The organism is Nostoc sp. KVJ20, from assembly GCF_001712795.1.
GTDB lineage: Bacteria > Cyanobacteriota > Cyanobacteriia > Cyanobacteriales > Nostocaceae > Nostoc.
The window spans coordinates 1-25,599 of sequence record NZ_KV757621.1; the positions used below are offsets into that span (position 1 = coordinate 1).

25 protein-coding genes are annotated in these 25,599 nt (G+C 41.7%); 12 read left to right on the top strand and 13 right to left on the bottom strand.

Annotated elements, in window-relative coordinates:
• The first annotated feature begins 528 nt into the window (after positions 1–528).
• Positions 529–1,011 carry an ABA4-like family protein gene (locus A4S05_RS15920; protein ID WP_069070799.1) on the top strand — a complete coding sequence of 161 codons (483 nt, stop codon included), beginning with the start codon at positions 529–531 and terminating at the stop codon, positions 1,009–1,011.
• Between the two features lie 97 nt (positions 1,012–1,108).
• On the opposite strand, the gene A4S05_RS15925 is transcribed toward A4S05_RS15920, so the two are convergent.
• From A4S05_RS15925 to nagA, 4 genes are all read right to left on the bottom strand, one after another.
• Positions 1,109–1,324, bottom strand: coding sequence for an acetyltransferase (locus A4S05_RS15925; protein ID WP_069070800.1), 216 nt, complete (start codon positions 1,322–1,324; stop codon positions 1,109–1,111).
• A gap of 280 nt (positions 1,325–1,604) precedes the next feature.
• The gene (locus tag A4S05_RS15930; protein ID WP_069070801.1) at positions 1,605–1,913 is read right to left on the bottom strand and encodes a DUF3181 family protein; all 309 of its coding nucleotides are present in this window, start codon (positions 1,911–1,913) and stop codon (positions 1,605–1,607) included.
• A gap of 119 nt (positions 1,914–2,032) precedes the next feature.
• Positions 2,033–2,290 carry a hypothetical protein gene (locus tag A4S05_RS15935; protein WP_069070802.1) on the bottom strand — a complete coding sequence of 86 codons (258 nt, stop codon included), beginning with the start codon at positions 2,288–2,290 and terminating at the stop codon, positions 2,033–2,035.
• Positions 2,291–2,654: 364 nt separating this feature from the next.
• Positions 2,655–3,818: an N-acetylglucosamine-6-phosphate deacetylase gene (nagA, locus tag A4S05_RS15940; protein ID WP_069070803.1), complete on the bottom strand. Its 1,164-nt coding sequence runs from the start codon at positions 3,816–3,818 to the stop codon at positions 2,655–2,657.
• A 159-nt stretch (positions 3,819–3,977) separates the two neighbouring features.
• Here nagA and purE point away from each other — a divergent pair, with 159 nt between their 5' ends.
• The gene (purE, locus tag A4S05_RS15945; protein ID WP_069070804.1) at positions 3,978–4,496 is read left to right on the top strand and encodes a 5-(carboxyamino)imidazole ribonucleotide mutase; all 519 of its coding nucleotides are present in this window, start codon (positions 3,978–3,980) and stop codon (positions 4,494–4,496) included.
• Between the two features lie 229 nt (positions 4,497–4,725).
• The gene (locus A4S05_RS15950) at positions 4,726–5,505 is read left to right on the top strand and encodes a class II glutamine amidotransferase (RefSeq protein WP_069070805.1); all 780 of its coding nucleotides are present in this window, start codon (positions 4,726–4,728) and stop codon (positions 5,503–5,505) included.
• 88 nt (positions 5,506–5,593) lie between these two features.
• Here the strand turns inward: A4S05_RS15950 and A4S05_RS15955 are convergent, their stop codons facing one another.
• Both A4S05_RS15955 and A4S05_RS15960 read right to left on the bottom strand, forming a co-directional pair.
• Entirely contained in the window at positions 5,594–7,387 is a 1,794-nt protein-coding gene (locus A4S05_RS15955) for a serine/threonine-protein kinase (RefSeq protein ID WP_069070806.1), read from the bottom strand.
• Between the two features lie 621 nt (positions 7,388–8,008).
• On the bottom strand, positions 8,009–9,562 hold the full coding sequence (locus A4S05_RS15960; protein ID WP_069070807.1) for a YcjF family protein: 1,554 nt from the start codon (positions 9,560–9,562) through the stop codon (positions 8,009–8,011).
• 239 nt (positions 9,563–9,801) lie between these two features.
• Between A4S05_RS15960 and A4S05_RS15965 the strand changes: the two genes are divergently transcribed.
• The 4 genes from A4S05_RS15965 (at position 9,802) to A4S05_RS43335 (ending at position 16,271) form a co-directional block, all read left to right on the top strand.
• Entirely contained in the window at positions 9,802–11,238 is a 1,437-nt protein-coding gene (locus A4S05_RS15965) for a carotenoid oxygenase family protein (RefSeq protein WP_069070808.1), read from the top strand.
• 154 nt (positions 11,239–11,392) lie between these two features.
• Positions 11,393–11,890, top strand: coding sequence for a hypothetical protein (locus tag A4S05_RS15970; protein WP_069070809.1), 498 nt, complete (start codon positions 11,393–11,395; stop codon positions 11,888–11,890).
• A 252-nt stretch (positions 11,891–12,142) separates the two neighbouring features.
• A complete protein-coding gene (locus tag A4S05_RS15975; RefSeq protein WP_069070810.1) occupies positions 12,143–13,000 on the top strand; it encodes a lysophospholipid acyltransferase family protein in 858 nt (285 codons plus the stop codon).
• 325 nt (positions 13,001–13,325) lie between these two features.
• A complete protein-coding gene (locus A4S05_RS43335) occupies positions 13,326–16,271 on the top strand; it encodes a lamin tail domain-containing protein (RefSeq protein WP_069070811.1) in 2,946 nt (981 codons plus the stop codon).
• A 242-nt stretch (positions 16,272–16,513) separates the two neighbouring features.
• On the opposite strand, the gene A4S05_RS15985 is transcribed toward A4S05_RS43335, so the two are convergent.
• From A4S05_RS15985 to A4S05_RS16000, 4 genes are all read right to left on the bottom strand, one after another.
• The gene (locus A4S05_RS15985) at positions 16,514–16,774 is read right to left on the bottom strand and encodes a MoaD/ThiS family protein (protein WP_012412483.1); all 261 of its coding nucleotides are present in this window, start codon (positions 16,772–16,774) and stop codon (positions 16,514–16,516) included.
• A gap of 273 nt (positions 16,775–17,047) precedes the next feature.
• A complete protein-coding gene (gene gatC, locus A4S05_RS15990) occupies positions 17,048–17,338 on the bottom strand; it encodes an Asp-tRNA(Asn)/Glu-tRNA(Gln) amidotransferase subunit GatC (protein WP_069070812.1) in 291 nt (96 codons plus the stop codon).
• Between the two features lie 82 nt (positions 17,339–17,420).
• Positions 17,421–17,942 carry a photosystem I assembly protein Ycf3 gene (locus A4S05_RS15995; RefSeq protein WP_069070822.1) on the bottom strand — a complete coding sequence of 174 codons (522 nt, stop codon included), beginning with the start codon at positions 17,940–17,942 and terminating at the stop codon, positions 17,421–17,423.
• A gap of 199 nt (positions 17,943–18,141) precedes the next feature.
• Positions 18,142–18,867: an SOS response-associated peptidase gene (locus tag A4S05_RS16000; RefSeq protein WP_069070813.1), complete on the bottom strand. Its 726-nt coding sequence runs from the start codon at positions 18,865–18,867 to the stop codon at positions 18,142–18,144.
• Positions 18,868–19,066: 199 nt separating this feature from the next.
• Here A4S05_RS16000 and A4S05_RS16005 point away from each other — a divergent pair, with 199 nt between their 5' ends.
• The gene (locus tag A4S05_RS16005) at positions 19,067–19,678 is read left to right on the top strand and encodes a glutathione S-transferase family protein (RefSeq protein ID WP_069070814.1); all 612 of its coding nucleotides are present in this window, start codon (positions 19,067–19,069) and stop codon (positions 19,676–19,678) included.
• 123 nt (positions 19,679–19,801) lie between these two features.
• Here A4S05_RS16005 and A4S05_RS16010 read toward each other — a convergent pair whose 3' ends face one another.
• The 3 genes from A4S05_RS16010 to A4S05_RS16020 form a co-directional block, all read right to left on the bottom strand.
• A complete protein-coding gene (locus A4S05_RS16010) occupies positions 19,802–20,029 on the bottom strand; it encodes a DUF167 domain-containing protein (protein WP_069070815.1) in 228 nt (75 codons plus the stop codon).
• Positions 20,001–20,423 (bottom strand): ribosomal maturation YjgA family protein, encoded by a 423-nt coding sequence (locus A4S05_RS16015; RefSeq protein ID WP_069070816.1) that lies wholly within the window; start codon positions 20,421–20,423, stop codon positions 20,001–20,003. The genes A4S05_RS16010 and A4S05_RS16015 overlap by 29 nt, the downstream gene beginning before the upstream one ends.
• Before the next feature lie 80 nt (positions 20,424–20,503).
• Positions 20,504–21,055 carry a DUF2231 domain-containing protein gene (locus tag A4S05_RS16020; RefSeq protein WP_069070817.1) on the bottom strand — a complete coding sequence of 184 codons (552 nt, stop codon included), beginning with the start codon at positions 21,053–21,055 and terminating at the stop codon, positions 20,504–20,506.
• Positions 21,056–21,688: 633 nt separating this feature from the next.
• Between A4S05_RS16020 and A4S05_RS16025 the strand changes: the two genes are divergently transcribed.
• The 4 genes from A4S05_RS16025 to A4S05_RS16040 all read left to right on the top strand — a co-directional run bounded on the left by A4S05_RS16025 (position 21,689) and on the right by A4S05_RS16040 (position 25,480).
• Positions 21,689–22,255 (top strand): HD domain-containing protein, encoded by a 567-nt coding sequence (locus tag A4S05_RS16025; RefSeq protein ID WP_069070818.1) that lies wholly within the window; start codon positions 21,689–21,691, stop codon positions 22,253–22,255.
• A 183-nt stretch (positions 22,256–22,438) separates the two neighbouring features.
• Positions 22,439–22,969, top strand: coding sequence for a hypothetical protein (locus tag A4S05_RS16030; RefSeq protein ID WP_069070819.1), 531 nt, complete (start codon positions 22,439–22,441; stop codon positions 22,967–22,969).
• Between the two features lie 219 nt (positions 22,970–23,188).
• Positions 23,189–24,025 (top strand): CheR family methyltransferase, encoded by an 837-nt coding sequence (locus A4S05_RS16035; protein ID WP_069070820.1) that lies wholly within the window; start codon positions 23,189–23,191, stop codon positions 24,023–24,025.
• Positions 24,026–24,700: 675 nt separating this feature from the next.
• Positions 24,701–25,480, top strand: coding sequence for a hypothetical protein (locus tag A4S05_RS16040; protein WP_069070821.1), 780 nt, complete (start codon positions 24,701–24,703; stop codon positions 25,478–25,480).
• Positions 25,481–25,599 lie beyond the last annotated feature (119 nt).

Below are 25,599 nucleotides of genomic sequence, written 5' to 3' on the forward strand. Positions count from 1 at the left end.
TTCTCTCGTTTATCTCGTTCCTATGCTCTGCATAGGAATGCCTGATTAGAGGCTCTGCCTCTAGTCAGATATTGAGTCAGAGACTCAATGAATGCATTCCCAGGCGGAGCCAGGGAACGAGGAAATGCTTATCAAGCTAGTACCGCACGGCGTAAATAAGCCACCCATCTTAAACGTCTGAAACCCTTGCAAACAATTAATTACGAATTACGAATTACGAATTACGAATTCCGCCTTGCGGTACTAGGTTTTTAGGACTTGTGTTACACCGTAGCCTTTTAGGAGAGAGGTTTTCTATATACCGTGAAAAGTCAGAATTATGCGGACATGATATAGGACTCATATTTGATTTCTGAAAAAACTCAGTACAACTAAGAAGCCTTCTTTCCTGTTGCCTGTTGCCTGTTGCCTGTTGCCTATTGCCTATTGCCTATTGCTTGTCTACGCAAATTCGTTCAGAAATCAAAGCGGATTCCTATATAATTCCTAAATTCTAACTTAAACCTTCACTATTCACTTTACAAAAACATGACAATTTCTCAACTATTTAACATTGCTAATCTTTTCGTATTGCCATTTTGGGCGTTGATGATTTTATTGCCAAACTGGAAAGTTACACGACAGATAATGTCATCATATCTACCCTTTTTGCTGTTAGCTGGAGCGTATGTGTATTTATTTGTCAACAGCACCACGCCAGAAAATGCCCAAGATTTCTCGAATATACAATTAGCTGATGTTGCTCGGCTTTTTGCAGATGAAAAAGTCGCTGCAACGGGTTGGATTCATTTTTTAGTGATGGATTTATTTGTCGGTCGGTGGATTTATTGGGAAGGGCAGAAAACAGGTACTTGGACAATTCACTCCCTGGCTTTGTGTTTGTTTGCTGGGCCTTTAGGATTACTGTCTCACATCTTGACTGACTGGATTACTAAGACATTTTTTCCCAAGTTTCAGCAGGATGAAACGGCGACAGTAGCAGAACAAGAAGTATCATCAACTGGCACATAGTATTAGGGGCGCACATCTGTGCGCCCCTACTCATATTAGGTAAATTAATAATAGGCAATAATTTACTACCATTACCTATTACCTAATTTTAAAATCATTAAGCTTTGTCATGTCTATAGTCGGCATCTAACCAACAGCGTGGTAGAACTTCACCAGAAGGAAAAACAAGATTTTCTTTTTTAAAAGTATCAGGTGGCTGTTCCTCTTCACCTTCTTGTTCTCGTCCCTGGACGACATCACTATTCGGGTCAAGCAGTTCTTGAATTTCCAGAATTTTTACCAATTCGCCAGAATTTTTGATTTGTAAAAGCATCGAAATTGCCTCAATAAGTTTGCATGAAAATTGTAAGCGAGTTTCAAGATAAACTCACTCAACATCTCAACCGATTTAGAACGTTGAGATTCCTTAATCGTTAAAGGACATTTTTACCAGATACGCACACATAAATTACACAAATTAAGCTATGTGTCTCGTTGGTTTTTATTTTTATAAAATTGACATAGCAAACAAATCCTCAATTTAGCATTCCAAAGTTAATCAGGGAATACTGACCGAGAAAATTGTTTAATTCAAATAATCTTGGTTTTAGAGATTAGATTTCGCGTTGATATTTTTCCAAAATATCTACTAGAGTGACTTGGCATTGCAGTGGTAGGAAATCGATTAAAGGAAGTTCACTTCTACCGCCGCCAATTTTGACTGGAATTGATTCTAAGACTTTGATAACTTGGTCTTCATTTACATTGTTGGAAGTAATTAAAGGATACAACTGTTCAGCAACAAGGGTATGCAGTTTGGCATTAGATAAATAAAGATGCCATTTGGCAATGTCTATGTAGACATTTTCGCCAATTTCAGCTGCTAGGGCTTCTAGTAATTCCGTGGTGTTAGTCTTAGCCATAAAAATAACCCTACATTAAGAAAGTGTGCGAAATCTCAGGCTTTTTTACATTATCGCTCACTTAAAAGGCTGATTCTACTACCACAGGTTACAATAACCCCAGCATCAGCTGTCCGTCTTCAGGTGGATTTGGGTGGAGTTTCGCTGTAGTTAGCGATCGCACTAATATAAATCAGATGCACCAAAACTATTCCTGTCCAACTTGCAGTCAACAACGGCAGCCACTCCCAGGTAGTGCCTTTCAAGATATGGAAAAACCATAACCCAGAATTAACAGTAGAAGCGATCGCTACATGCACGGCAAAATTCATCCGGTCATCGATCTTGCGGTAATCAGGGTCTTTGCGATCGGGTTTGCGAGGCCAACGAGGAGGCATAAATATTTGTTACAGATTTAAATACACCCTACCTATTCTAAGGTTTTTGGGGCAGTGGTGGGCGTTCCCTACCTATTACATAAATTTTTGCGTTGCCTTGGTTTCCTACAATATCCTTTCTGTTGTCCTAGCTGCTCGTCCTTCCAGACTACCCCATGTTTCTACAGCTAAAATTCTATCCCAAAAATAACACCTAAAAACAGACACCTTGAAAGGGCTGGTTCTACTGCAATACTTGTCGGGTTTTGGGGGAAAGGGGAATGGGAAAGGGAAAAGAAAAAACCTTTACCCCTTAACCTTTAACCTTTTCCCCAAACCAGATTCCGAGTTAAAAGTGATTAACCGAGAAGTATTGGGTTTGAATTTACCCCAATAATCGTTGCCAAGTTAGTTCTTGTGTCGCTTCATCCAAATGCCAGCGCAATAAATTAGCGGGTTGATTCTTGACAATTTCAGGCAAACCAATCGCTTGTCTAGGTGCATTGGTAGCCAATAAAATGGCTGTTTCTACGTCACAAATCCCCCACTTAACCAAATTCTGCACTCCCACTAATAAGGGTAAAGTCGTCCCCGATAAAGTGCCATCAGCCAGTCGCGCCGTACCATTTTTAACTTCAATTTCCCGACTGTCCCAAGGATACACGCCATCGGGTAGTCCCAGAGGTGAAAGGGCATCACTCACAAGAAACAGCCCTTTCTCTTGATAGCTAGCGCGAAGCAAAATTTGCAGCATCGTCGGTGAAACGTGTTCACCATCAGCAATAAAACCACACATCACATCAGGATGGGTAATTGCTGCGCCTAATAATCCTGGTTCACGGTGATGTAATGGTGGCATGGCATTGAAAGCATGAGTTACCATCGTTGCACCGAGTTCAAAAGCAAGTTGCGCTTGGGCAAATGTTGCCTGAGAATGTCCTAAGCTAACGGTAATCCCCAAAGAACGCAAATATGGAATAACTTTACCTGTGGGATCTAACTCCGGCGCTAAGGTGATAACTTTCACAACGTGGGCATAATCTCCCAAAACCCGCTTTACCTCATCAATTGTTAAGGGTAACAAGTACTCTGCCGGGTGTGCGCCGCGCTTTTGAAAATTCAAAAATGGGCCTTCTAGATGTACTCCGAGAATCTTGGCACCTGCTTGTTGACTGGGGATAATCTCAGCAATGACTGCAAGCGATCGCTGAATCTTTTCTACTGAAGTTGTCACAAGTGTCGGCAAAAATCCATCTACCCCGACATCCCACAAAAATTTCGTTATTTTCTGGAGTATATGAGCATTTTCAGCCGTCAAATCAGGAAATGCCAAACCCAACGCACCGTTAATTTGCAAATCAACGCCGCCTAGAGAAATCCAGTCACCTCCTAGATTTAGTAGGGACACACATCCGTGTATTCCTACCGTACCCATTGGCAAGATTTGCTCAATTATGCCCTCTTTGTTGACCAAGAGCATCTGCAAATCTTTGTAACCAGGCACTCTAGCATTGATAATATCTACAGGATTTTGTGTTGCTTGGGTCATCACACTGACGAGAAGATAGCTAAATCTGATTTTAAATGCAACCAATCTCAATAAATCAATTCAAACAACGCCAATAGATGAGATGATTATCGGCATTACCTAGCTTCCATAAGCTAGCTCAAATAATTTTGAATTTTGAATTTTGAATTTTGAATTATTATGACTCCCTTAGTTGGTATTATCATGGGCAGCGATTCCGATTTGCCCACTATGAAAGATGCGATCGCAGTTTGTGAAGAATTTGGCGTAGAGAGCGAAGTGGCGATCGTTTCTGCTCATCGTACCCCAGAACGCATGGTGCAATATGCTCAACTTGCACACCAACGCGGTATTAAGGTAATTATTGCTGGCGCTGGTGGTGCTGCCCATCTCCCTGGAATGGTAGCGTCTTTAACTCCCCTTCCTGTGATCGGTGTTCCTGTACCCACCCGGAATTTACAAGGTGTGGATTCTTTGTATTCTATTTTACAGATGCCTGCTGGTATTCCTGTGGCGACAGTGGCGATCGGTAATGCCAAAAATGCCGGACTTTTAGCAGTACAAATCCTCGCAACTCACCAACCAGAATTGTTAGCAAAAGTGCAACAATATCGCCAAACCCTATGTGAATCAGTAATTGCAAAGCAAGCAAAACTAGAACAACTAGGCTATGAGCAATATTTACAGCAAATGCTTTAAGGTAATTCGTAATTCGTAATTCGGTAAGAAATCTTAACAGCACAACAGGGGGATGAGGGAGCAGGGGAAGAAGAACTATTGATTGATTCTTGAGCCATGCCCAATGCCCCATGCCCAATGCCCCATGCCCAATGCCCACGAAATTCCAATATTGAAGCGATCGCTCCAGAATCAATGCAGCATTCTGAAGTATCTTGATCCTGAGACCTTAGTCAAAAATTGAGAGCTAATGTGCCAATTGCTCGGAATGAATTGCAATGTTCCAACGGATATTTGCTTTTCTTTTGAAGGGTTTTCTGCACGGGGAGGAAAAACGGATGATCATAGCGATGGTTGGGGCATTGCTTTCTTTGAGGGAAAGGGATGTCGAATGTTTTTAGACGCTCAACCTTCTGTTGCTTCTCCGGTAGCTGAGTTTGTGCGGAATTATCCCATTCACTCAACCCATGTCATAGCCCATATCCGCAAAGCTACTCAGGGTGAAATTGCCCTACACAACTGCCATCCTTTCCGCAGAGAATTATGGGGTCAATATTGGGTGTTTGCCCACAATGGTAATTTGCCAGATTTTGATCCAGAAAATTTGGGCTTTTATCAAGCCGTAGGTGATACCGATAGTGAAAAAGCATTCTGTATGATGCTAGAAACATTGCGATCGCGTTTTCCTAAAGGTAAGCCTGACATAAAGGAACTGTACTCTGTGCTGCGAGAAATTACTGCTGTAATTGCAGAGTTGGGTATATTTAATTACTTATTATCAAATGGAGAACACTTTTTTGCTTATTGCTCAACTAAACTCAGCTACATTGTTCGCCAAGCGCCCTTTGCGGCTGCCCATTTAATTGACCAAGATATGACCGTAGATTTTCGAGAAGTGACTACTGAACGCGATCGCGTCGCTGTCATTGCTACTACTCCCCTCACTGACAACGAAGTTTGGACACAAATTCAACCGGGAGAATTACTAGTTTTTCAGGACGGATTACCTCTGAAATATGCACTCAGTTAAGAATCTTATCCTGTTAGCAAATTCCAAAATTAACCAGATTTTCCCATTTAGATACTTTCTAGATGGGTTTTGTTTTTCATATTTATAACTAACGAATATTAACCTCTTGCAGGTAATTTACTCCCTGAAAATATTCAATTCTAGTAGCTGAGTTTTTAGGGATGGATGAATTTGTTCTTTTTGTAGAAGCTACCTTTTGATTGTCAGCCAGGACACGTTGCTTTTGAGTATACTCATTCAATTTGATTTGAGCTTGAGCATAAACTAGAGTATCTTGGGGAATATTTCGGAGAAATTTTACAGCCCGACTAAAATCACCAATAGATGCTTTCTTGTAAGCTTTTTGTAAAAAGTAAGCTGCTCTGATCTGCCGCTTTCGATTGTATTCAGCTAACTTGTCTTGAACTAAAGCACCAGCAGAACTTTCTTTAGGAATTTGCCGCAGATATTGTAATGCAGTAGAAAAATCTTTTTCAGTTGCTCTTTCGTAAGCTTTTGCTAATAAATCTTGCGTCTGTGTTTCAATGTTGGCGTATGCTTTCTGAACTAGTTTATCTGTTCTAGATTGCCAATATAAAATATCTGGAACTTTAGCAGCAGCATGAAGAACATCTGACCATCTGCTCTCATGAAAAGCTATTTGTGCTATTTGGTGTTGCTGTGCAGCAACTTGCCATTGCTGTTGCCATTCTTCAATTGTCGCTTGCGCTTCTGGATAAACATTGCTGTGGGAGGGAATTGATTTCGCTAATGCGATCGCTTCTTGTAAATCCCCAGCTTGATATTCTTTTTTCGCTTGATATAAAGTATCTGTTTCTGAATATGCAGGTGCAGTATTAACTAAAGAATATACACCAAATCCCATTAATAAAGAATTAGCCGCCAGTCCTACTTTCATCCCTGTGAATAACGGGGATGATTTGCCAGATACAGGGTTTGGAGAATTATTATCCTCAATCGCCACCTCTAGAGGAAATTTATCATCTGTTTCTAATATTTGTGATGGCTCAGTTTCCCAGATTATTTGTTTAAGTACCCGCAGCACCTCAGCCGCAGACTGAAAGCGGTCTTGGTAATTGTAGCGGATCATTTGGCTGAGAACAGCAGCTAGATAATCGTTAACTGGCGTGTTTTGAGAACGCCAAAAAATTTCATTAGTATAAGGATCAGCTTTTAATTGTAATGGTTCTAACCCAGTCAAAGCCTGGATGGCAATCATCCCCAAAGCATAAATATCACTGTTGGGCTGTGTTTGTCCAATAAATTGCTCTGGCGGTATATATCCCAATGAAGTGACGGGAATTCGATAAATAGGCAATTCCGCACCTATCCCAAAATCGATAGACTGGATTGAGCCAAAATCAATCAAAACTAACTTGCATAGGGCTTTGTCTTGACTGTAGGTATCACTAGTGCGTCTGATTAAGTTTTCTGGTTTGATATCGCAATGAATCACACCTTGAGAGTGAACAAATTCTAGAATACCTAAGACATCTATCAGGAATTCTACAACTTCCTTTTCACTCCACAGACACCCCCAATGTTGATCAATAGGCAATTCCGCAGTCAGCGCATGTCCTTCTATAAGCTCTTGCACTAAATAAAATCGCTCGTTTTCTTCAAAGCAAGCAATGAATTCAGGAATTTGCTGATGGCTTCCCAGAAGCTTGAGGGTTTCAGTTTCAGTCAAAAACATTAACCTCAACATATCCAAATAGCCGGATTCGGAACTGCTAACCTTAATCTGTTTAACAACGCATTTGGGATTCTCTGGATAATCTACGTCAACAGCAATGTATGTTTGTCCAAACACCCCTGCACCAAGGCTTTGGACAATTTGGTAACGCCCTTGTAGTAATTTACCGATTATGTGGTGGGTCATGACCTGGTTACTCAGTAAGTTCTTTTATTTAGTTTTTCTGACATTCCCTCCTGTTTCCGGAATGCTTGAGAAATAAATAACGAGAGTTTTGATACCTTGAATACCAATACTTTTCGGATAAACCCAACAATCTCTCTTTTGCTCTAAGGAAAGGTTAATGGACTTGCGGGTAAAGGTAAATTCAAACCCTTTCTCTTTCCCTTTTAACCGAAAAGTATTGCCTTGAATGCAAGTTTAATTTCTCAGTATTTTTGCGTAATCAAATATAGGAATCCGGTTTGATTCCTGAATTTACTTGCGTGGGTAGGGAATAGGGAATAGGGAATAGGGAATAGGGAACAGGAAAGAAAGCATAGATCAGTACTGAGTCTTGTTCAAAAATTAAATAGGAGTCCTATATAATATTTGATTAAAATTCTGAATCTGTCTAAGAGGTTGTTTGAAAAATCTATCTAATTTATTACAGTTCTGGCGACTGGAAGTCACGGGTATACAGACAAAACCCACCTCCGTGGGTTAAAAGCCCTTGATTTTTCACGCTTTCCACCCTCGTAGACTTGGTTTGTGTAGTAGCGAATTCTATTCGCCTAATAATAGTAAGTACATTGATTTTTTAATTGTTTAACTATTGATTTCTTCATCGTGTTCAACTACTTCAGATTTATCTTGTAAAGGTTTCACTACTCGTGCGATCGCTTCTTGAATAAAAGCTTTAATAAATTCATCTCTGCGATTAATTTGAAACTGTTTCTGCACAACTTCAGTCATTCCACCATCACCCCAGTCTTGGTCATGACGAAAATATTCAATGAAACTTTTACCAGCAATTCGTGTTAAATAAGCTGCTGTCACGCCTTGAATGGCTCTACCAACCAGAAAGGTAGCAACATTGAGTTGCAAAGCTGTAGATAATAATTGAATTGCTCCCTTAACAATACCTAAACTGGCAATAGTTTTCGCTAAAGAAAGTGCTAACTCTCGTCCCCGTTCCATATTCAATTCACAGCCGTAGACTCTGCCAATTTCTACAACCATTTGAGCGTTGACTGCGGCTGTCGCCAATAAATCTACGACTGGTATAGGTGTCACTGATACTACACCAGCACCAATCCATTGAAACCGTTCCACGATTTTGTCAGCTTGACGGCGACGCTGGCCATCAATGAGTTTTCGCGCCTCGTCTCCCAATCGCAGAGATTGCAAAAGAATGTTATCCGCCACCAAATCTTCACCCTCGGCGCGTAAAACAGCAGCGGTGCGCCGCAGTAAAGGAACAATATCTGGTTCCGGCTGGAAGGTTTCGCCAGTTTCTAGTTGTGCAGATTGGGGATTCGCAGCGATCGCTACCACATCATTAGTAGCAATAAATCCCCGTACCCGTTGACGCAACCTAGCGAGGATGGATTCTTTATCTTCATCTGTATATAAATCGGTTTTGTTGAGAACCAAAAGCGATCGCTTCCCAATTTCTGCCAACCCCCGTAGCGGCTCATATTCTGAGCGTCGTAAATCATTATCTACCACAAATAACAGTAAATCTGCTTCTGTTGCCAGTTCTCGCGCCATTTGTTCCCGTTCCGTTCCCGCTACACCCGCTTCTAAAATCCCCGGCGTATCTGTAATTAAAATCTTGCGTTCTAATCCCTTCAACCGCAGACAATAAGTTTCCCCAACCTGAGTTGTACCCATCGGTGCATCCACTTGACCGACCATGCGTCCCATGATCGCATTTACCAGGGAAGTTTTACCAGCGCTTCCCGTACCAAATACCACTACTTGAATTTCACCCCGTGCTAGATTGGCTTCAATCTCTCGTGATTTACTTAATAAAGCTTGGCGTGTTACTTCATCTTGAATTTGCGCTACCTGTTGGCGCACAGCTTGGAGAGTTGTAGAAGCAGCATCAGATTTACCAGCAGGAATTTGTGCCGCAGTCACTCGTTTAGGGTTACGGCGCGATCGCTTTTCCCCAGATTGAATCACCAATACATAATAAACAAAAGCTGCAACTAAGGCTCCAATGAGGACAATCAGCAGTAACAGCAGCAAATTGCCTAGCAAAGGCGAATAGGATAATTGCCAGTAGAGCCGTGATAGGGAATCAATTAGCCACAGGGCTAGCCCCAAAATGACGATCAGACCGACAATCAGCGTTACTATGCGTGACAGAGGCATGGCTGGGAAAGATTAGTAAATATTCAGTAGGCAGATGCTTCTAATCTTAATAGTTTCAGCATTTTTTACCAGAGTCGTAGGAAGGAGGTAGGAGGCAGGAGGCAGGAGGCAGGAGTCAGAAGGCAGGAGTCAGAAGGCAGGATTCTGAATTCTGAATTCTGAATTCTGACTCCTGATTAAAAATTGCAACAATAAATATATGTAACTGTGTACATCAATGTATCAGGCAATATTTTAAAATGCATACCATAAGCAAAAAGTCAACAAAAAAAGCTTGGGCTAATGCGATCGCAGAACCGGCAAAAGAATTTCCTCTTACTCAACTGTCGATTCTTTCTGGCAAAATTCCAGAGGGTTTGCGTGGCACACTTTACCGCAATGGCCCCGCACGGCTAGAACGCGGTGGTGAGCATGTGGGACACTGGTTTGATGGAGATGGGGCAATTCTCGGCGTCCATTTCACGGATGCAGGAGCCAGTGGAATCTATCGCTATGTGCAAACAGCAGAATATCAAGCTGAAACTCAAGCGGATAGGTTTCTTTATGGTGTCTATGGGATGCATACGCCAGGGCCCATTTGGAAGCGCTGGGGTCAACAGATCAAAAATGCAGCCAATACTTCAGTGTTGGCTTTACCTGATAAATTGTTGGCTTTATGGGAAGCAACCAATCCTTATGCCCTTGATTTGCAAACTTTAGAAACGAAGGGATTGGATGATTTAGGCGCTTTAGATAACGGATTACCTTATTCTGCTCATTACAAGCGTGATTCACAAACAGGCGAGATTTTTAACTTTGGAATCAGTATCGGAAGTTCTGTACAACTGAATCTCTATAAAAGCGATGCTACTGGCAAAATTATCCAAAAAACTGCTTTTAAGCTAGATCGCTACTCTATAATGCATGATTTTGTTTTAACTCAAAGATATCTGGTGTTTTTCATGCCACCGATGCGGATGAAAATGCTGTCAATGATGCTAGGTCTGAATACCTTTAGTGAATCTCTGTTGTGGGAACCTCAATTAGGAACCCAGGTGTTAATATTTGACCGCGAAAACTTATCCTTAGTTAGTCGTGGCGAAACCGATCCTTGGTTTAATTGGCATTTTGGCAATGGCTATGAAGATCAAGACGGTTCGGTGATTCTGGACATGGTGCGATATTCAGATTTTCACCAAACTAATGAATATCTCAGAGAATTTGCCAGTGGTGAGACACACACAGTTACTAAAGGAACATTGTGGCAAGTACATCTCAACCCCCAAACTGGTAAAGTTACAGAAACACAGGAAGTTGTCAACCAAAAATGTGAATTTCCTGTAGTGCAGCGATCGCAAGTTGGGCAACCTTGGCGCTATACTTACATATCATTAATGCCCCAAAGAACAAATACAGACAAAGAATCCTTCAGTGCGATCGCCCGCTTCGACTACAAAACCGAAACCCTCACCGAAGCCGACTTAGGAGAAAACTGCTATCCTTCAGAACCCATCCACGCCCAAGATGCCCAAAACCCTGAGCAAGGCTGGGTGCTAACTGTTGTATACGATGGTAATTCTCATAGTAGTGAAGTTTGGATATTTGATAGCGATCGCCTGGATGCAGAACCCGCTTGCAAACTAGGATTACCTAGCGTCATTCCCCACAGCTTTCACGGTACTTGGAACCCAGCATAACAATTTGGGGAATCAAGCAGGGGAGCAGGGGAGAAGAATTTTCTCCTCTGCCTCTTTCCCATGCCCAATGCCCAATTCAATCTAATCTTTGAGAATTGCTAAGTGTAAAAACGTAGTATCCTACATACTGGTATATAAAAATAATTCCAAAATCATGAGGAAAAACCCCATAGGATTACTACTTAGCGGAGTGATTGTCAGTTTTGGATTGTCATCATTGTTGGCTCAAGCACAACAACAGGTTTCTGATGCCCAAGTCGCGGCGATGGTAGAGGCGCTGCGACTAGCTGCACCGCAGACCGGCATTGCAAATGATGGACTTTACAGTGAATGGCAAGTTAAACCAGAAACCTTAAAAGGTTGGTCGAAACATTGTCTCAAAAAAGAACTAACACCGACGCAGTTTGAAAACAGCCCTACGACAGCACGCCAAGTTATATCCTGTATCACCCGCCGAGAGTTAAATAAGCAGTTTATAGCCAGCAGCAATAATGAAACCGCCGCTGTGCGTGGCGTCGGTTGTTGGTGGATGACTGGTAACTATACAGGCTGCAACAGCGGATTTACTGCTGCATATCTTCAAAAAGTTGTGGGTTTTTACCAGCAACAGCGTTCAAAACCAGCAATCCCTCCATCTTCATTACCAAAATAATCGCCGTGATGTGCCAATGATTATGCGATCGCAATTAAGGTAAATCAATCCTTATAGTACAACATAGTACAATGCATTTAACACCAACAGTTTTGATATCTCCCAAGGGCGAACGAGCGTCGGGCGGTTTCCCTCCTGCCTCCTGCCTTCTTTAATAAAATCTTTAGAGGAATCAGGTTTTGTGCATAGAGCAAAACTAATTATACCTACAAAGGATTGTTTGACCTTTGCCAATCCTGTTAAAATGCATCGATGTCAAAAAAGCAACATCTCTTAAACAAAAAACCCGGTTGGTCTTTGGATGAGCGAGATCCAAAGTTCATAGAATCTCTGATGCCCCTGTTTGGCTTTTTGTATCACTACTATTTCCGAGTTCAAACTAGTGGCTGGGATAACATTCCACCCCAACAAAAAGTTCTATTTGTCGGTTCGCACAATGGGGGACTCGCTGCACCCGACATGGCAATGGTGATGTACGACTGGTTTCGCCGATTTGGTGTGGAGCAACCCATTTATGGCTTGATGCATCCCAAAGCTTGGCAGGTTAGTCCGCCACTAGCGCAACTGGCTGCCAAGGCAGGAGCAATCATTGCCCATCCGAAAATGGCTTATACCGCCTTGCACTCTGGAGCTAGTGTGCTAGTTTATCCAGGTGGAGCCGAAGATGTGTTTCGACCCTGTTATTTACGTAACAAAATCTACTTTGCAGGGCGGCAAGGATTTATCAAGTTAGCGTTACGGGAAAATGTGCCGATTGTGCCTGTGATTTCCTGGGGCGCTCACGATACGCTAATTGTGCTTGCTGACATTTACAAAGTTGTGCAGCAACTCCACGAGTGGGGGATGCCTTGGCTGTTGGGGATTGATCCGGAAGTTTTTCCGATCTATCTTGGACTACCTTGGGGATTAGCAATTGGCCCTTTGCCCAACATTCCATTACCTGTGCCCATGTACACACGGGTTTGTCCGCCAATTGTATTTGAACGCTACGGCCCTGAAGCAGCTAGCGATCGCCACTATGTCAATGAATGTTATGAATTAGTTGTTAGTCAGATGCAGCAAGAGTTAGATAACTTAGTGAAGCTAACTGCTAAAGCCAATTCTCTATGATGATACATATAATTTAGTCTGCCTACTGCAAAACAAAAGCCCTTCACGCAGCGTCTTACTCTCAAGGCCATTTTCAGTTAAATAGACCATACCAGACGGGCACAGCATTGCTGTGCCCGTCTTAGCGATGCTTACGGCGGGTAAACTACACCACAGTGAATGTGAATCAAGATGGTAGGTTCTCAGATATATTGGGCAACCTAAAAGTAAGCGATCGCCTTTTAACTTTTGCCTTATTCGGTGAATACAGTATTGCGTAGAGACAGAGTGCCTTGTCACAGGCATTACACTCATTCAATTAAAATCAGGAGCTAGTGAAGCATAAATGAGTCTACTGTTAAAATGTCTTTTAGCGGTCAATCACAACCCCCTCAACCGTTATAAAAAACTACTAAGTAGCCTTGCTCTCTCACTTTGCACCCTGAGTTTTGGCGTACAAGCTGCTCAGGCTGAAGGTAGTCGTACCCTGTATCCTAGTACTGCCCCAGCCGGCAGTAGTAGAGCTAACCTAGAGTGGCGTACTGATACTTATGGCGGTCTGGTGCTGCGACGAACTTTACTGAAAGTCTATGCCAATCAAGGTGAGTATATTCTTTTGGGTTCCAGCGCAGTTGGGGTAAATAGTGGTAATGTGCGCGTTTACAACCCCGGTCGTGTCAGTGGAAGTATTGGCAGTGAAACTGTTCCCGGCACAGCAGATTTTGTGTGTACTTCTCAAGCTGGGCGGGGCTTTATCTCAACTCGCCAACAGGAGTTAAATGGCCCCCGTGCTATTTCTGGCGGAGGTAATCCCAACGGCTATATTCCCTGCTACTACCAGGCTCCATCCACTGGAGTTTATGACATAGTTTTTTATGGGCCGGATGGAGGTAACTCTTCCGTTAATGGCGCTCCCACAGGTGAGATTGATTTGAGTAGTGGGAACAACTTTAACGATCAACAAAGAACTAGTGTTGCAGCTTGGGATGTAACGGTACGAAGTAGCGATCAAACTTCAACAACTGACTTTAACGGGCGGTTATTTAGCTATTATCTAGCTTTATTTACTGGTAATAACGGTCGATATCTCAACTTCCCGGTCTATCCAATAACCACAGATGGATTCCGATATAAAGTAGAACTCAGAGGCACAGATCCGAATGGATTCGTTCTCTATGGTAATCAAACTGGCTTTTTTGACAGTGACGGGATATCACCCTTGTATCACGATATACTAGGGGCGGATAGTCAGCTGGCAAATCCCCAAGGTGGCGTTGGCTTGGCTCGTCCCCAATACGCTACCTTTTTCAACTCCATCGACACCAACGTGCTTCCATACGTTGACCGTTACAAACGAGATGGCACTTTAGAAGGAACTGGTACTCCCATTAGCCCAATTATTCCTATTATTAGTAATTTACAATTCAACGGTACAGTTTTAGGAAATAACAGTTCTTTTGGCACAGGCGGTACTTTATCTTTTGATAGCAACGTCACAGGCACTTACGAACTCATTATCAGCCGAGACGGCAGCAATTTTGATCCTACCAACTCCCAAAACCGTCTTATGCGAGGGATTATGGCTACAACGGGACAGCAAGCGATTAGTTGGGATGGTAAAGATAACAGTGGCAATTTTTTCCCGGTTGGCAGTGATTACAAAGTTCGTGTCAGAACTTATGGAGGCGAATATCACTTTCCTTTGCTTGATGCGGAAAACAATTTTACTGGTGGCCCTACCATTACAATGCTGAATGCTACTAACCCCATAGGCAACAGTAGAGGATTTTACGACGATCGCGGTTATAAAACTATCGCTGGTACTCAAATCGGTACTTCTGGTCAAGTACTCTGTGGAATTAATCCACCAAACCCAGCCTTCAGCGACCCACTTAATGGTTTTGACACCGCCAGTAATGACCGGAAATTTGGTCAGAATGGTAACGCTGGTAATGCTGGGACATCATGCAACGGCTCTTTTGGAGATACTAAAGGGCTGGATTTATGGACTTATTATCCTGGTCAAACTGCACCAACTCCATTGAACATCATTGATATAGTTTCACCCAGCGCTGGCAAAATTATGATCAACGAAGTTTTGTATAGTGAAACTGGTACTGCGACTAATACTAATGATGAGTTTATTGAACTGTATAATCCATCTTCATCGCCTGTAGATTTGAGTGGTTTGAAGTTGGCAGACGGACACCTGACGGCTAATGATAATGATAGTACTAACGGCTTTACTTATACATTTCCTAACGGCACAACTTTACAACCAGGCCAATATGCTGTGATTTGGATTGGGGATAACAACGCCAACCATCAAGCCACAGCAGCATCTTTCCAAGCTTGGTTGGGACAGACTCCCAAACTCAATAACTCCGGTGATGATATCTGGTTGTACGATAGTCAGAATAAAATTATTGACTATATCGCCTATGGCAGTGGTAATGAGGTTAATACACCTCCTGCAAGTGTTCTCAATCTTTGGGACAACACATATCAGTCTTCCTTAATTGGGGCTAGCAATGGACAATCTATCAGCTTGACCCCCAATGGCCAGGATACTAATGTTAGTGCTTGCTGGGAAGCAACCACCAGTGGAAACTCTAGCACACGGTGTACAAATTACCTACCAACTAGAGACACTGATACTATAGCTAATCGTGTTACCAGTGTTGGGGAAAGTAATAACGGTGCTACTGCTGTGAATGCAAAGCTTTTGTTAGTAAAACGCATCACCCGCATCAATAACCAAGATTTAACCGATATTGTCGATGGTCTGAGTAACGTTGCTATTACTGCTGCTAATTATGTCCCAGAACCATTCGCCTCTGATGATAACTATATTACATGGCCGGCTGGCTACCTGCGGGGATTGATCAATGCTGGAACCGTCAAACCAGGAGATGAGTTGGAATACACTATCTACTTCCTCTCCCAGGGCCCAAGTAATGCTACTAACGTTAAATTCTGCGACTTAGTACCTAGCAGTACTACTTTTATTTCCACTGCGTTTAATGGTAATACTCCTGGTGATGGTGGTTTAACAGTCGCAGATCAAGGTATTGCCCTTGCCCTTGGTTCTAGCAGTCCCACAGTTTACCTCACCAATATAGAGGACGCAAGCGATCGCGGACGCTTTTATGCTGCTAATGAACCAGCACCATCATACTGTGGTACTAACACCAATGGAGCTGTGGTGGTAAGCATCACGCGGAGTCCAGATTTACCCAATTTAGCCAAAGATTTTTACGGTTTTGTCCGCTTCCGCGCCAGGGTGAAATAAGAAAAAGTGAGGAGTGAGTAGTTAGCCCGCATTTCTCACAAGCTCAAGGCGTTTGATGGAGCAGAAGAGAAGTAATGAATAATGAGTAATGAGTAATGAGTAAAAACTTCTTACTTCTTACTTCTTACTCATTACTTCTCCCCTGCACAAGCGCAGGCTTTAAGAGGTGTAGTGAGAAATCCGAGTTAGGAATTAGCAGTTTTGAATCTTTAACTCCTAACTCCTAACTCCTAACTATTTTCCTAGCCGCCGCTGACTGGTGGAATTAGCACGACTTCATCCCCATCTTGTAGTAGGGTATCTGGTTCAACAAATATTAGATTAATCCCAAAACGGGTGATATCACGCCATTGGGAGAGTTCAGGGTGTTCAGCTATGAGGCGATCGCATACTGCTTTGACTGGCATACTATTAGGAAATTCCAGTACCAGTTCCGAAACCTTAAAGGCTTCTTGATAAGCAGCGAACAATTTGACGGTAACAGTGATTGCAGATTTAGACATACAATATATCTTTGGCAGTACCACCAAGTGGTTTAATACTTGAGAAGCACCCTGAACTCTTGAGGTTTATTATACATTAAATAACTTTGGTAATTAGTGCATAATCTGCCCTTGCGATAACAGTAGCTCTGCTTTTATGGTGGGTGTAAAAACTTTGTCTTTCATATGACTAATTCAAACCACGTTAAAGACTGGACGTGGTTTCTCTTAGACCAATGACCAATGACCAATGACAAATGACCAATGACTAATAACTCTCGCATTGCCGTTTGATTATTCAGCATTGAGGATTTTTGGCACTTTGAAAAATTCGCCTTCTTGTTCAGGCGCACTGTTGAGAATGCTTTCGCGGTCAGGATAGGGTTGCAATTCATCCTCTCGTGTGACATTGCTGACATCAATTGCCCGTGTTGTTGGCGACACATTACTGACATCAAGTTCATTCAGTTGTTCGATATAGTCCAGGATACTTCCCAACTGGGTAGTGAATTGTTCTTCTTCTTCTGGAGTCAATTCTAAACGAGCAAGATTAGCTACTCTGTGAACTTGTTCTTGGTCAATCATTTTTTTTAGTGAGGAGTGAGGAGTGGGAAGTTAGGAGTTAGGAGTTAGGAGTTAGGAATTATTAACTCCTAACTCTTCACTTTTAGAAGAATACGTCAATTTGCGATCGCCCGGTGGTTTTCAGCCAGTTTTGGGCTTCGATGTAGTTATTGGGAGCCATGCGAATCGCTCGAATCCAATAGTCTGCGGCTTGGTCAAAAAGTGCTTCGCCAGCCTCGTTATCTCCAGATTCTTTCTCCTTTTCGCCTTGGTAGTGATAAATCACGGCGATGTTATTCAAGGCTTGGGGCATACGTGGGTTTAACTCAACTGCCTGGTGATAGAGTTCTAAAGCCTTTTCGTGGTCGCCATTGCTGGCATAGATTAGCCCCATATTGTAGAAAATATAGCCGCGATCGTTAGTATCTTCCTCAAGTGTTAGGGCTTCTTCATAGTATTCCAATGCCTCCGCATATTCCCCTTCCGCTTGGGCCGACATCCCATCTCGATAATAAACAAACGCTTCTTTAGCTTTTTTGTTGGTTGGCAGGATCTTCAGGATGATATCTGCCATCACTGTAAAGGATTTGTCAACAAAATTATCGTTCTTTTGTGTTCTTGGCATATGTGTCTCTGGGTATTGGGGACTGGGGATTGGGGACTGGGGATGGGGCATGGGGCATTGGGCATTGAAAAGAGGCAGAGGGGCAGGGAGCAGAGGAGAAAGAGGTAATTTTTTATCCTCCCCCTTGCCCCCAGCCCCCTGCTCCCCTGCTTCTTCCTCAATTTCCCTCATCTCCCCAATTCCTTAGTTCATTCAATAGCTAATTTAACTGATTTGCGGGTGCATTCTTCTCACTTAGGGGTATGATACATTCCGCGCTATTATGCCGAGAGTTGTTTACCAAGGTGCTAACTGGATAGGCAACCATTGCTGGCGCTGGATAGGGACGCAATAGCTGCTGTAGGGTTTGGGGCGTTTGCACTTGCGAATCTAGCCATAAATCGTAATCTTGTGGCTCCAAAATCACTGGCATCCGCTCGTGGATGGGTTGGAGTAATTCGTTAGCTGCCGTTGTCAAAATTGTACAAGAGATTATTTCCTCGTTGGCAGGCGTTCCCGCTTCGGGTTGCCGTAGGCATCGCCATCTCTCCCACAAACCTGCAAAGCCGAAGGGTTGCCCATCTTGGAGACAAAAATAAAACGGCTGCTTCTTACCTTCTTGGCGTTGCCACTCATAAAAGCCATCAGCTATCACTAAACATCGTCTGTGCTTAAAAGCCGAGCGAAAAGCGGGTTTTTCGACAACAGTTTCGGCTCTCGCGTTAATCAGCTTTGCCCCCATGCCTGCATCTTTTGCCCATGACGGAATTAACCCCCAATGTAATTGCTTAAATTCACGCTTTTCGCTTTCGGGATTTTGTAACACTGTTGCCACCATTTGCGTAGGCGCAATGTTATATTCGGCTGCTAAATCTGGAACTGACTCGACATGGAAAACTTGAGATAATCCTGCTGATGACTGGTTTAGAGTAAATCTTCCACACATACTTTTATTCTCGACCATTGACTAAATTAAACATCTCAATTTAGAAATAAATACTAATTATTTTTATTTTCTCAGATAATTTTATGTAGTACGTTCAGACGCTAAATATAAAAAAAATATCCGGTTTTGGGAAAATCTTTTGGTAAGATATTGTATTTTAAACCTTCAGTTATCAACATATTCCTAACTGGATTTTAGCATGAAACTACTGCGTCTGTACGATTTTTTACCTTCTGGCAATGCTTATAAGATACGTCTTTTATTGACACAACTAGGTATGCCTTTTGAGAGGATAGAGCTTAACATCTTGAAAGGCGAGACTCGAACACCAGAATTTTTAAGTAAAAATCCCAACGGTAAAATACCTGTTCTGGAAATCGAGCCAGGGAAATATTTGGCAGAATCAAATGCCATATTAGTCTATTTAAGTGAAGGCACAGAGTTTTTACCTTATGATCGCTTTTTACGAGCGCAAGTGCTGCAATGGTTATGTTTTGAACAATATAGCCATGAACCTTTTATTGCTAAATCAAGATTTTGGATTTCTATTTTAGGTAAAACTGAAGAATATGATGAAGCTATCAAGCAAAACCGTGAACCAGGTTATGCAGCACTTAGGCTGATGGATAAACACTTAACTTCTCAAACTTTTTTTGTAGGAGAGCGTTACACGATCGCTGATATCGCCTTGTTCGCCTACACTCATGTAGCTGATGAAGGTGGGTTTGATTTGACACAATTTCCTGCTATCCAAGCTTGGATAGAAAGAGTCAAGGCTCAATCAAGGTATATCAGTATTACACAAGCATAAAAATTAGATTTTGTGAGTTTATGTCTCTCGTTTCTTGGTTCTAGTAGAGCATTTAAGAAGTGAGATATAGCCTCATATTCAAGAGGCAGAAGAGGTTTCAAAAAAGGTGTTAGTAAGCAGCAGCTAAGTATCAGTATCAATTTCTATCAGCTTTTGCCGCGAGGATAAACCTGACTTAATTCTGATATGAGATTTAGGTAAATCAAATTTCTCTGCTAGTAGTTTAATTAACTCTTCATTAGCCTTACCATCAACTGGAGGAGATTTTAAATACACAGTCAGACTGCCATCAGGTTCTTCTTCAATCTTTTGCTGTTTTGAATTAGGTTTTACCTTGACTTTTTTGTGCATAACCTATTCCGTGTAATTGTCGCAGCCACAACCAACCTAAAACACAACCCAATACATAATGAGGAAAATCCCACCAAACAAAGGTGGTGCCAAGTAACAATTTACCTATCAAGGTGGCGCGAATCTCCTCTAATAGTGGCGGATGCCAAAGTTGCAAGAATTCTAGTATACAGGTGATGACAAAAACCCATATAGGAATTTGAATTATCGCTGCCCGACTTCTGAAAAACCAAAATGCGAACAGACACCAAAATATTTCGTAAAATACAGCTGCTCCGTAGTCATTAAACCACTGATCAGCAGGGCCATTATAATACTTAAACAAAAAGCCCATCGGTATAACGATGAGCGCCGAAAGAATAATAAATATTGTTTGGTTACGGTTGTGGCGCATTTTTTACAGACTAGAGACTAAGCAAAATTTTAGCCTCTACTATCTCTTTGTCAATAATTCGCAATTTGGGATATTACAGGTTAAGGATATCTTCTGCTACCTGCACCCACCACACCGATTTTGTGGCGATAGGAGAGTTCAGCACCGAACCACCCGGAAACACTGGTTAGTGTACCGACAATAAGCGAGATTAACAATCCCCAAGGTACTATTCGGGATTCAGCGTCGCCCCAACGCAGGAGAAAGTTGATGAGTGATAAAACTAAAATAGAAACGTTAAGTATCAAATGTGCCCAACCTGCGGTACGTTTACGGACTCGTTCAATTTTCAAAAAGTCGCTGAGGCCGATCGCAGACGCAAGTAAGCCTCCAGCTAATCCGAGTCCGATTAACCATAATGAAGCCCTAGCCCAAAAGAAGTCACCAGTTAACCAGTAGCCGATATCACTTCCCAACGCGGCGGCTAAAAAGGCTATGGGAAAGATCACACTCAATGGATGCAGAGGATGTCCTGCGATCGCAACTGTGCTAGGTACGCCGGTATCACGATACTCACTGTCGTTACTTTCAATAACTGGTGGAATATTTGGAAAAGGTGTTGAACTTGTTTGTGTGGTTTCTGTAGTTTCCATTATTAGTATCCTGAATTTATGAGCTTTATATTTTGAAGCTGAAAGATTTTTTCTAAAATAAGCTTCAGCTTGTAGGGTTAGTTTGTCTAGTTATACTTTTAGTTTTTCTACTGCTTTATTCAGCACTTGCTCTCTTAATCTAGAACTATTTGGCATGATTAATTTAACTCCTGCTGAAAACAACATATCTTGAAGGTAATTTAATAAAATTTCATCATATTTTTATCTATCTAGCGATGTAATATGGGTTTAAATGTTGTCTATCTAAAAGTATAATGATATTATTTGCAATAAAAAATGCTTTTATATCCAGGTTTGTGAAGACGTAAACGCATTCTTTGGCAACTAGCACTTATCTCAAAAAGTTCACCGAAATTCTAACTTTCTAGGCAATTAAATACATAGGCTCCTACTTTTATCGAACAGAATTCAGAAGTCAGGAGTCAGAATGGGCAGAGGGGAAAGAACTTGTACAATAACTCTCCTCTGCTCCCCTGCTCCCCTGCAAAAGCATAAGCTTTGAGCATCGGTGAGAAATCCGAGTTTGTGACCTCTGGACTTGGAACGGTTTGTTATAAAATTGACACAAGCCCTTTCTTTATTCGGCGGAGTTCTCCTGACTCCTTTGATACAATGCTCTCAGAACGCTTTACCGCAGCCCTGACTTATGCCACCCAACTGCACGCTAACCAAGTTCGTAAAGGTTCAGGTGTCCCCTACGTTGCCCACTTATTAGGTGTCGCCAGTATTGCTTTAGAATACGGAGCAAATGAAGATGAAGCGATCGCAGCCCTCTTACACGATGCGATCGAAGATCAGGGTGGCGACGCAACACGGGAAGAAATTCGCCACCGTTTTGGTGACAATGTAACAGCAATTGTAGATGGTTGTACTGACGCTGATACAACTCCAAAACCCCCTTGGCGACAGCGCAAGGAAGCTTATATTGCTCATATTCCTACTGCTTCTCCATCAGTTCTGCTCGTGTCACTAGCAGATAAATTGTATAATGCTCAATCTATTCTCAAAGATTATCGCATTTTAGGTGAATCACTTTGGGAACGTTTTCAGGGGCGCAAAGAAGGAACTCTTTGGTATTACCGGGCGCTTGTAGATGCCTTCAAAAAGACTGAAAGCACTGTAATCATTGACGAATTAGAACGGGTAGTTGCACAAATTGAGGTATTAGCATCTTCATAAAAAAGTTTATTTACCCAGAAGTAGAAAAAAAATCATAGGAACTAGACAAATAACCTTTTTACAGACACGATATAGTCATGTCTATCACAAGAAAAAATTGGCTTTTAGGTTCTCTCTCTAGATAAAAAATCTTTCCCTCGGTAGATAGTATACTTATATTATTCTCATTGTTATGTTACTAATATGACTATAGTAAGACAAAACACCCTTAATACAAACGTAAATTCTTCAGTAAGTCCTCCAGAGAACTTAGCAGAAAAATATATTGAAGCAGAGCGTATGCATGATGTTCTGCTTTTACTGCAAAACTTGATTAACAGTGAAGAAGCCACTGTAAAACTAATTATGGGTTGTCTCTATGATGTTGGTTCAGTCAATCTGATCAACCAAAAGCTTCGCTCAAAGCCTCTAAACAGGGTGATGAAATTAATAGCCAGAATGTCCAAACCAGTTTTTAAAACTTTAGCTTTTAATTGGTTTAAGAAAAACTGTCCCCAACTGATTACTAGTTGGCTACATACACAAGTGTCTTTTGGAAATCTACCAAATATACCCCAACAAGTACCAATCGAAGTTACAGAACTACAACCATATTCCATTCCACAGACAGAAAATTTGAGCCAAGAGATAAAAAATCTGCGTTACCAAGTGAGATGGCTAGCTGGAATTGCAATAATTGCGATCGCTGTTTTGGGAGTCGCAGCACTTAGTTAACCTGAAACCCATAAGTAGCACCGCAATCAAGTTTAATTGATTCAGCAAGCTACTTTTGCTAACGAGCAGCTAAAATTATTTATGAAAATTACCAAAAATCCAGCATCATTTTTTCAAAAAAACTATTCATGTCTGGAGTAATAATTACAAATTACAAATTACAAATTACAAATTACAAATTACGAATTACGAATTACGAATTACGAATTACGAATTATTATGCCTCTGCCCAAACCGATCTTAGAGGACATCGAAATACATCTGCTTTTGGAAGGGATGTATCAATACTATGGTTATGATTTTCGGGATTATGCTATTTCCTCACTTAAGCGCCGCATTCATAGCTTCATGCAATTAGAGGGGTTAGCAAATGTTTCTGCATTACAAGAGCGGCTACTCCACAACCGGGCTTATTTAGAACGATTTTTGCTTGCTCTGACGGTGAATGTAACATCAATGTTTCGTGATCCTAGCTTTTATAACACCTTCAGAAATCAAGTTATCCCCTTCTTACAAACCTATCCATTTATTCGCATTTGGCACGCTGGATGCTCCACCGGTGAAGAAGTATATTCAATGGCAATTTTACTTCAAGAAGAAGGACTTTACCACCGTTGCCGCATATATGCTACTGATACGAATGAGAAGGTATTACAAAATGCCAAAAGTGGGATTTTCTCTCTCAAATTGATGCAGGAATATACTCAGCTTTATCTAAAAGCCGGCGGCAAAAAGTCTTTTTCAGAATATTATACAGCCGCTTATGACAATGCTATTTTTCGAGCATCCCTAAGAGAAAATGTTGTTTTTGCCCAGCATAACTTAGCAACTGACGGTTCTTTTAATGAGTTTAATGTCATCCTTTGTCGTAACGTTCTTATATATTTCAATCAGGTACTTCAAAAGCGGGTACATGAACTGTTTTATAATAGTCTTTGCACCTTTGGAATTTTGGGTTTAGGACGACAAGAATCCATCAGGTTTACCCCTTATGAGCAGTACTATGAGGAGATAGTCAGAGGCGAGAAAATATATAAGAAAATTGCAGGTGGCTGAAGAGAATGCTCTGAGAGGGTAAAATAAGCAGCGCCCTGAAAATTATCAATAAAATTGCGTTTGCTGTCAAAAGACAGTCTGTCAAACATTTTTAATTGTGTTCAGAAGACAGATATAGCGATCGCTTAAGGTAAATTACAAGTTAGTCGGTAAGTGTAAAGCTCAGTCACTTCAGTGCTGAAATACAAGCGACTCGTGCGGTTTTAACCGCATTCAGGATTAATTAATTTTTAGTACGTGGGATGGTAAAATATACATACTCCACAGGTAGAATAACCGCTAGCACAAATGGATAATCAACCCCAAAACGATTGGCTAGGAAAAAATAATGGATAGTGGGTAGCGAAAACACCACGATAAACATAAGCTTTGATGCCAACGCGCATCTAAACCAGTAAACCTAAAATTTTAACGAAATTAAACGTATCGTGGGGCACACGAGAACGAGGGAATTTACTCTCTAACGCTTAGGGAGATGAAGCCCACTGGGATCAGCTAAATTAAACTAGAAGCTTTGTTTTATAAACGGGTTTCCGGTTTAAGTATTGCCGAAAGGATAGATGATTTTAAGGCGCGTCTATGAACTAAGAATCTCAGTCGCTTCTCCCAAAGGGAGACGCAAGCGCGAACAGCGCTGAGAGTGTCAAACATTAACGTCTATAAAGGAGATTGTCGATGCAACTTCTCGAATGTCCTCCTGTTGCAGTCATTGCTGGAGAAAATGCCGTTCACGTTTCTCAACTCCCTTCTATATGGCAAGACATTGCTAGAGGAACCCCAAATATCGGACTTTCCCATCCCCAAAACTATGTTGAGATGGCGCAGTTGTTCTTATACAAATTAGAACATGGTGATGTTGACTTATTTAGCGATCGCCCCCAACTGGCTCACTTGATACCGTCATTTTCCCAGCTATTTGCACAACTGGCATGGGAAACTCTTGACTTTTTTGGACAAGACTTTCTCAAACACAGCTATCCGAACTTTGCAGAAATTCTCCATAATGTGGAGTCAAAGGGGACAGATTATGCTGATGAAGTAAAAGTGGCTCGCATTGGCATAGATTTGTTCAACGAGTTTGGTTATGAATTACCAGCAAGTTTCTACCATGTGCATCTAGCACCAATTTACCGCGATCATGTTTTTGAAGAACGTGCCTTACGATTTGATAAACGCGATATCGAACACAAACGTTCTTGGGATGCCATACTCCATGCAGGTAAGGTATTTGCTATCCAAATGAAAGTACAAAGTATTGCTTCTAAATATGGTTTTACTTATCAACATGGCTGCGGTTGCAACTCTCATCTATCTTCTATTGATGTATCTCGTGGGGCGTTTGAATATGAGTTGAGTCCCGAAAAACGTCAGCGATGGATTCGCAGTTTCATCTGGACTGCTTGGTATGAGTATGCCTTTTTTGCGATCGTACCTAATACAAGTTATTTGGTTTAATACCAATTTTTTATGAAGCTGCATATAATTCGATCTCCACTAGCCCCCCTTAATAACTACGGTGTATACACAAGTCTGAAATAGCTGATTAATCAAGGTTTTACCCCACCCTAACCCTC

Excerpts from the sequence above, each read along its gene's own strand:
- A4S05_RS43335 (WP_069070811.1), top strand. The coding sequence starts at position 13,326 with ATGAGTCTACTGTTAAAATGTCTTTTAGCGGTCAATCACAACCCCCTC.
- A4S05_RS16020 (WP_069070817.1), bottom strand. The coding sequence starts at position 21,055 with ATGGAAACTACAGAAACCACACAAACAAGTTCAACACCTTTTCCAAAT.
- A4S05_RS15985 (WP_012412483.1), bottom strand. The coding sequence starts at position 16,774 with ATGTCTAAATCTGCAATCACTGTTACCGTCAAATTGTTCGCTGCTTAT.
- gatC (WP_069070812.1), bottom strand. The coding sequence starts at position 17,338 with ATGATTGACCAAGAACAAGTTCACAGAGTAGCTAATCTTGCTCGTTTA.
- A4S05_RS15975 (WP_069070810.1), top strand. The coding sequence starts at position 12,143 with ATGTCAAAAAAGCAACATCTCTTAAACAAAAAACCCGGTTGGTCTTTG.
- A4S05_RS15925 (WP_069070800.1), bottom strand. The coding sequence starts at position 1,324 with ATGCTTTTACAAATCAAAAATTCTGGCGAATTGGTAAAAATTCTGGAA.
- A4S05_RS16025 (WP_069070818.1), top strand. The coding sequence starts at position 21,689 with ATGCTCTCAGAACGCTTTACCGCAGCCCTGACTTATGCCACCCAACTG.
- A4S05_RS15920 (WP_069070799.1), top strand. The coding sequence starts at position 529 with ATGACAATTTCTCAACTATTTAACATTGCTAATCTTTTCGTATTGCCA.
- A4S05_RS15970 (WP_069070809.1), top strand. The coding sequence starts at position 11,393 with ATGAGGAAAAACCCCATAGGATTACTACTTAGCGGAGTGATTGTCAGT.
- A4S05_RS15960 (WP_069070807.1), bottom strand. The coding sequence starts at position 9,562 with ATGCCTCTGTCACGCATAGTAACGCTGATTGTCGGTCTGATCGTCATT.
- A4S05_RS15935 (WP_069070802.1), bottom strand. The coding sequence starts at position 2,290 with ATGCCTCCTCGTTGGCCTCGCAAACCCGATCGCAAAGACCCTGATTAC.
- A4S05_RS15965 (WP_069070808.1), top strand. The coding sequence starts at position 9,802 with ATGCATACCATAAGCAAAAAGTCAACAAAAAAAGCTTGGGCTAATGCG.
- A4S05_RS15995 (WP_069070822.1), bottom strand. The coding sequence starts at position 17,942 with ATGCCAAGAACACAAAAGAACGATAATTTTGTTGACAAATCCTTTACA.
- A4S05_RS16030 (WP_069070819.1), top strand. The coding sequence starts at position 22,439 with ATGACTATAGTAAGACAAAACACCCTTAATACAAACGTAAATTCTTCA.
- nagA (WP_069070803.1), bottom strand. The coding sequence starts at position 3,818 with ATGACCCAAGCAACACAAAATCCTGTAGATATTATCAATGCTAGAGTG.
- A4S05_RS16015 (WP_069070816.1), bottom strand. The coding sequence starts at position 20,423 with ATGCGCCACAACCGTAACCAAACAATATTTATTATTCTTTCGGCGCTC.
- A4S05_RS15950 (WP_069070805.1), top strand. The coding sequence starts at position 4,726 with ATGTGCCAATTGCTCGGAATGAATTGCAATGTTCCAACGGATATTTGC.
- A4S05_RS16035 (WP_069070820.1), top strand. The coding sequence starts at position 23,189 with ATGCCTCTGCCCAAACCGATCTTAGAGGACATCGAAATACATCTGCTT.
- A4S05_RS16010 (WP_069070815.1), bottom strand. The coding sequence starts at position 20,029 with ATGCACAAAAAAGTCAAGGTAAAACCTAATTCAAAACAGCAAAAGATT.
- purE (WP_069070804.1), top strand. The coding sequence starts at position 3,978 with ATGACTCCCTTAGTTGGTATTATCATGGGCAGCGATTCCGATTTGCCC.
- A4S05_RS15930 (WP_069070801.1), bottom strand. The coding sequence starts at position 1,913 with ATGGCTAAGACTAACACCACGGAATTACTAGAAGCCCTAGCAGCTGAA.
- A4S05_RS16040 (WP_069070821.1), top strand. The coding sequence starts at position 24,701 with ATGCAACTTCTCGAATGTCCTCCTGTTGCAGTCATTGCTGGAGAAAAT.
- A4S05_RS16005 (WP_069070814.1), top strand. The coding sequence starts at position 19,067 with ATGAAACTACTGCGTCTGTACGATTTTTTACCTTCTGGCAATGCTTAT.
- A4S05_RS16000 (WP_069070813.1), bottom strand. The coding sequence starts at position 18,867 with ATGTGTGGAAGATTTACTCTAAACCAGTCATCAGCAGGATTATCTCAA.
- A4S05_RS15955 (WP_069070806.1), bottom strand. The coding sequence starts at position 7,387 with ATGACCCACCACATAATCGGTAAATTACTACAAGGGCGTTACCAAATT.